Annotated in this window: 3 protein-coding genes; 2 read left to right on the forward strand and 1 reads right to left on the reverse strand. The window is 53.9% G+C overall.

Translation table 11 applies throughout. From position 1 onward, the window contains the following. The first annotated feature begins 381 nt into the window (after window positions 1-381). Both LKE08_RS11940 and pcrA read left to right on the forward strand, forming a co-directional pair. Window positions 382-879: a hypothetical protein gene (locus LKE08_RS11940; protein ID WP_324704454.1), complete on the forward strand. Its 498-nt coding sequence runs from the start codon at window positions 382-384 to the stop codon at window positions 877-879. Window positions 880-1,038: 159 nt separating this feature from the next. Then, window positions 1,039-3,390: a DNA helicase PcrA gene (gene pcrA / locus LKE08_RS11945; RefSeq protein WP_324704455.1), complete on the forward strand. Its 2,352-nt coding sequence runs from the start codon at window positions 1,039-1,041 to the stop codon at window positions 3,388-3,390. On the opposite strand, the gene LKE08_RS11950 is transcribed toward pcrA, so the two are convergent. Further along, entirely contained in the window at window positions 3,382-4,176 is a 795-nt protein-coding gene (locus LKE08_RS11950) for a hypothetical protein (RefSeq protein ID WP_324704456.1), read from the reverse strand. The two genes, pcrA and LKE08_RS11950, sit on opposite strands and share 9 nt — an antisense overlap. Window positions 4,177-4,773: the final 597 nt, after the last annotated feature.

Here is a 4,773-nt window from a genome sequence, read left to right on the forward strand (position 1 = left end):
CAAACAGACAGAATGAACATCGCTTTGGTATCTGTCAACTGAAGCTTTATTCGCTTCAATTACTAATTTACCACCCTCAGAGAGAAGTGCAAGGGTATTAAACTAAACTTAACATTTGGATGAGCGATCGCTTCGACTGATATAAACTTAAGTAAAGAAACGCCGTCGCCGCGATCCCCGGACGATCGCCGTCTACGGTAGTGCGGATGAGGCTTGGAGTCCCTTGTAGCCTGACGGAGTTTCAGCCCGAGGTCAAAGGAAGATTTGAGGAATTGAGGGGAGATTTCGACTCAAATCCGCTCTGCAATATTAACTGATCGCCCGCCTTTAAAATGTAAAGATACTGTTACAATTTTCCGGTTTATTTCAGGAACACCCATCATGCAATCACTCCGAGCCGAAATTGAAGCGATCCGCACCCAAATTCTGGCACTGCAACGGGAACGGGAGCAGATTCACATCGAAACCGTCACCCCGGAAGACGATTCCCCCCAAGCGATCGCCCAAGCCTACCGGCGCCAGGCCCGGGAAACCGCCAACCAATCCGCCGAACTCAAAGGGATCGACGATGCGATCGCGGCCCTGAAAACTCAGCTTCGCCACAAAAAGCAACAATTGGACCAATGGAGTCACCGCCACCCCCTCGAACAGCAAATGGAGGAAAGCCGACTCCAGGCCCAAGTCCACGCCGATCGCATCAACCACCTCGCCCGGGAGCTCTCCGAAGAGGTAAAATCCCTCAAAGCGATCGCCGACCAAATCAGCCCCCTCTACTGGCAGGTGTACTATAAACCCTTCATCACCGGATTCAGCAACATCTCCGTCCCCCACGTGCGATCGGACGGCGAGGTTTGGGGGATCGTCAACCGCATCGTTTGAAGGTAGGGAGTAGGGAGTAGGGAGTAGGGAGTAGGGAGTGGGGGGGGAGTTGATGAATTGATAATTATCAATTATCAATTATCAATTATCAATTCTTTGCCGGCTCGATTTTTTGTACAATAGACACTCTGTCCGCCCCCAGATGCGATCGCACCTTCCATGCAAACCGTCGATTTCCTCACCACCCTCAACCCCTCCCAGCGGCAAGCCGTCGAACACTTCTGCGGCCCGATGCTCGTCGTGGCGGGGGCCGGTTCCGGGAAAACCCGCGCCCTCACCTACCGCGTCGCCAACCTGATCCACACCCACCGCGTCAACCCGGAAAATATCCTCGCCGTCACCTTTACCAATAAAGCCGCCCGGGAGATCAAAGAGCGGGTCGAGTCCATTTTCGCCCAGCAGCAGGCTCAAAAACAGTACGGAAAGCCCCTCTCGGCCCTGGAACCGGCCGAACAGACCCAACTGCGATCGCACGTCTACCGCACCCTCACCAAACACCTGTGGATGGGGACGTTCCACAGTTTGTGCGCCCGCATCCTCCGCTACGATATCAACAAATATCAGGACGAAAAGGGGCGGCAGTGGCAGCAGAACTTCTCAATTTTCGACGAATCCGACGCCCAGGCCCAGGTGAAGCAGATCGTCACCAAACAACTGAACCTGGACGACAAAAAATTCGACCCCCGCAAGATCCGCTACAAAATCAGCAACGCCAAAAACCTGGGACTCTCGCCACAGGAGTATTCGCGGGAAAACCCGGACTATTCGGGGCGCGTCATTTCGGAGGTGTACGGCCTGTATCAGGATGCCCTGGCGGCCAACAACGCCCTCGACTTCGACGACCTGATCCGGGTTCCCGTCGCCCTGTTCCGGCAAAACGAACAGGTGCTCGCCTACTGGCACCAAAAATTCCGCCATATATTAGTAGACGAATATCAGGACACCAACCGCACCCAGTACGACCTGATCCGGCTGTTGGCGACGAACGGGGAAGAGCCGCGATCGTTCGAGAATTGGAAAAATCGATCGATTTTCGTGGTGGGGGATGTGGATCAGTCGATCTATTCGTTCCGGATGGCGGACTATACGATTTTGCTGGAATTTCAGGACGATTTCGGGGACGGTTTGTCGGACGACGACACCCGGACTTTAATTAAATTGGAGGAAAATTACCGATCGCGGGAAAATATCCTGGAAGTCGCCAATCATCTCATCCAAAATAATACCGCCAGAATTGAAAAAGTGCTGCGTCCGACGCGATCGGGAGGCACGCCGATCTACTGCTATCAGGCGGACGAGGAAATCGCCGAAGCCCAGTTTGTCGTCGATCAAATTAAAATGCTGATCGACCAAAATCCGGAACTCGGGCCGGGAAGTTTTGCCATACTTTACCGCACCAACGCCCAATCACGGCCTTTTGAGGATGTCCTGCTGCGGAATAACATTCTTTATAATGTCGTCGGCGGTCTGAAGTTCTACGATCGCAAAGAAATTAAGGATGCTTTATCCTATCTGAGGGTGTTGGCGAATCCCGCCGATAGCGTCAGCTTGCAGCGGATCATCAACGTGCCCCGGCGGGGGATCGGGCGGACGACCCTCGACGGGTTGAACAATGCCGCCCAACAGTTGGGGGTTCCCCTGTGGGAAATTGTCGGCGACGAGGATTCGGTGAATACCGTCGCGGGGCGATCGGCCAAATCGGTGAATCGGTTCGCCCAAATCATTCAATCCTGGCGCGATCGCGTTGAAACCACTTCTGCACTCGATATCTTAGAAGGAATTTTAGCCGATTGCGGCTATTTCGACGATCTCAAAAATCAGGGAACCGACGAGGCGGACAACCGTTTAGATAACCTGCGGGAACTGTGCAACGCGGTTTCCCAGTATCAGGAGGAGTACGAAGATAGCAGCTTGCAAGGATTTTTGGCCAGCGCCTCCCTATCCTCAGATTTAGACAACTTGGAAGAAGGACAGCAGGCGGTATCTCTGATGACCTTACATTCGGCCAAGGGGTTGGAGTTTCCGATCGTGTTTTTGGTGGGGTTAGAACAGGGGTTATTTCCCAATTTCCGCAGTATCGACGATCCCCTCAGTTTGGAAGAGGAACGGCGGCTGTGTTATGTGGGGATTACCCGTGCCCAGGAACAGCTATTCATCACCCACGCCTTGGAACGGCGGCTGTGGGGATATCGGGAACCCTGCGTCCCGTCGATGTTTTTGAAAGAATTGCCCGAGAATTTGATCGAGGGATATCGTCCTTTCGTCCGTCCGATTCAAAAGCCGGCGACGAAGAAAACCGGCAAAAAGAAGAAAAGGGCGAAACCGACCCCGGCGACAAATCCCGAAACTTGGAAAGTGGGCGATCGCGTATTTCACACGACATTTGGCGTCGGGAAGATCACCCACATTTTCGGCGGGAACGGGGGAAAGCAGTCTTTGGCGATCAAGTTTCACGGGTCAAGTCCCAAAATCCTCGACCCGAGTGTAGTTCCCCTCCAGTCCCTAGAATAAATCCCAGATGCTGCGGGTGAAGATGTAACCCACACCCAGCATGATCCCCACCTCCGTATTCTCCCGGAGGTAGCCGACGTTGACGCGGCCGGTGAGGATGAAGCTGTAGGAAATGGGGACGTCAACCCCCGCCATGAACAGCGGACCGAAGCTGAAATCCTCGTTGAACAGGTCGGCCCAAATCGCCCCCGCCCCCACGAAGGGGGACAGCAGCACCGCCCCGGTATCAGCCCGGACGGGAAAATCGTAGGTCAGGGCGCCGACGCTGGCGCTGTCGCCGAGAATGATCCCGCCGGTGTGGAGGGAGATATTTTCAGAATAACCCGTTTTTCCGAGGGTTCCGCCCCCCCCTTTGCCCAAGCCGGAGGCGTCGCCGGTGATGCCGATATTACCCCCGACGGCGAAATAGCTGTAGTGGTTGCTGAGGCGGCGGTTGTAGCGATCGGCGGCGCGGCGGGGGTCAACTTCTTCTTCTGCTTCCGGGGATTGGGCGATCGCTTCTTCGAGCACCGTCTCCTCGGCGATCCGCCACTCCGGTTGCACCCCCAGAACCCCCAGATCCGTCGCGTCAGTAGACGGGGCGTTTTCGCTCACCGCAGCGAGCGATCGTACCGGTTCCGCGTCGGGATTTTTTCCCCTCACCAGGCTGTTGAGGTATTTCTTGAGTTGTACGTTGTCGCCGGATGTTTGAGGGGTGGAAAAATTCTCTTGGGCCAAAACCTGACCGCCACTCAATGACGAAATAACCAGACAAGCAAGATAAGCCGCTCTCCTCAAAATAGTCATTCTGACTCCTCAGCAATTTAGTTTTGAATAGAGCAATAATAGATCATTTTTCAACATTGACATCAACCCTAATGGGGATTTTAGATTTTAGATTTTGGATTTTAGATTTGTCCCGATCTCTTCCCAGAATGGTGGGGGCAAGCCTCTGTGCTTGCCCATGATCGGTTGGCGAGCAACCAGAGACGGTTGCTCCCACGGATATTTAACCCCATCAATAAATCATCGGTGGGGGCAAGCCTCTATGCTTGCCCATGATCGGTTGGTGAGCAACCAGAGACGGTTGCTCCCACGAATATTCAACCCCATCAATAAATCATCGGTAGCGGCAAGCCTCTATGCTTGCCCATCTCCCACCTTCAATTAAAACTTTTGCTTGTAAGAGCGGGCGTGTTCCGCCATTTTTTCGGCGATATCGGGATTGTAAATTCGCAACCAGAGACGGTTGCTCCCACGGATATTCAACCCCATCAATAAATCACCGGTGGGGGCAAGCCTCTGTGCTTGCCCATGATCGGTTGGTGAGCAACCAGAGACGGTTGCTCCCACGGATATTCAACCCCATCAATAAATCATCGGTGGGGGCAAGCCTGTGCCCTT

Source organism: Lyngbya sp. CCY1209 (assembly GCF_035615495.1).
Lineage (GTDB): Bacteria > Cyanobacteriota > Cyanobacteriia > Cyanobacteriales > Microcoleaceae > Limnospira.